Here is a 1835-nt window from a genome sequence, read left to right as displayed (position 1 = left end):
GTCACGCCCTTCGCGAAGGTCATCAGGTCGGGCTTGAAGCCCATCGTCTCGCAGCCGAACCAGCGGCCGGTGCGCCCGAACCCGGTGATGACCTCGTCGGACACCACCAGGATGCCGTGCTTGTCGCAGATGCGCTGGATCGCCGGCCAGTAGCTCGAGGGCGGCACGATCACGCCGCCGGCGCCTTGCACCGGCTCGCCGATGAAGGCGGCCACCTTGTCGGCGCCGACCTCGAGGATCTTCGACTCCAGCCAGTCGGCTGCGCGGATGCCGAACTCCTCGCGGTTCATGCCCTGGCCGTTCTCGAACCAGAACGGCTGCTCGATGTGGGTGATGCCCGGGATCGGCAGCCCGCCCTGCGCGTGCATGCCGCTCATGCCGCCGAGCGAGGCGCCGGCCATCGTCGAGCCGTGGTACGCGTTGTGGCGGCTGATGATCACCGTGCGCTCCGGCTGGCCGAGCACGTCCCAGTAGCGCCGCACCATGCGCACGACGGTGTCGTTGCCCTCGGAGCCGGAGCCGCTGAAGAACACATGCTTGAACTGCGGCGGCGTCACCTGCGCCAGCAGCTCGGCCAGCTCTATCGCCGGCGGCGTCGCGGTCTGGAAGAACGAGTTGTAGAACGGCAGCTGCTTCAGCTGCGCGGTCGCCGCGTCGATCAGCTCCTGGCGGCCGTAGCCGACGTTGACGCACCACAGGCCGGACATCGCGTCGAGGATCTTGTTGCCCTCGCTGTCCCACAGGTAGATGTTGTCGGCCTTGGTGATGATGCGCGAGCCCTTGGCCGCGAGCGACTTGAAGTCGGTGAAGGGATGTAGGTAGTGCGCCGCGTCGGCGGCCTGCCAGTCTTTCGTATTGCGCTTGGTTTCAGTCATCGCAAAGTCTCCGGATCTTGTTCACACATGCAGCAGGAGATGCTCGCGCTCCCACGGCGAGATCACCTTCATGAACTCGTCGTGCTCGATCTCCTTGATCTCGGAGTAGACGGTGATGAACGGCTTGCCCAGCACGTCGTGCAGGTCCTTCTCGYCGGCGAGCCAGCCCAGCGCCTCGCTCAGCGAGCGCGGCAGCTGGTACTCCGACAGGTAGGCGTCGCCTTTGCACTCGGCGGCCGGCTCGATCCTGTTCTTGATGCCGAGGTAGCCGCAGGCGAGCGTGGCGGCGAGCGCCACGTACGGGTTCGCGTCGGCGCCGATCACGCGGTTCTCGACGCGCCGCGCCGCCGGCGTCGCCACCGGCGAGCGGATGCCCACCGTGCGGTTGTCGGTGCCCCACTGGATGTTGATCGGCGCCGCGGTCGAGCGCGCGAGCCGGCGGTACGAGTTGACGTAGGGCGCGAACAGCGCCATCGCCGCCGGCGTGTACTTCTGCAGCCCGCCGATGTACCAGAAGAACTCCTTCGACGGCGACCCGTCCTCGTTGCTGAAGATGTTCTTGCCGGTCAGCTTGCTGACGATGCTCTGGTGCACATGCATCGCGCTGCCCGGCTCGTTGGCCATCGGCTTGGCCATGAAGGTGGCGTACATCTCGTGGCGCAGCGCGGCCTCGCGGATCGTGCGCTTGAAGAAGAACACCTCATCGGCCAGCCCCAGCGGGTGGTCGTGGAAGAAGTTGATCTCCATCTGGCCGGCACCGACCTCGTGGATCAGCGTGTCGACGTTCAGCTCCATCTGCTCGCAGTACGCGTAGATGTCCTCGAACAGCGGGTCGAACTCGTTCACCGCATCGATCGAGTACGCCTGGCGCGAGGTCTCGGCGCGGCCGCTGCGGCCCTTCGGCGGGCGCAGCGGCTGGTTCGGGTCGGTGCTGCGCTCGATCAGGTAGAACTCCAGCTC

The 1835-nt window shown here is 66.6% G+C and carries 2 protein-coding genes; both read right to left on the bottom strand.

Annotation, left to right across the window (positions count from 1 at the left end; genetic code table 11):
• Positions 1–875 (bottom strand): aminotransferase (locus tag AC1D1T_RS32250; protein ID WP_477993428.1); only part of this gene is annotated, 875 nt, incomplete at its 3' end.
• A gap of 21 nt (positions 876–896) precedes the next feature.
• On the bottom strand, positions 897–1835 hold a 939-nt coding region (locus tag AC1D1T_RS32245; RefSeq protein ID WP_477993427.1), incomplete at its 5' end, for a glutamine synthetase family protein.

Source organism: Rhizobacter sp. P2_H3 (assembly GCF_056403355.1).
The sequence above is the reverse complement of the archived record's forward strand: the minus strand, read 5'-3'. Positions and strand labels throughout refer to the sequence as shown.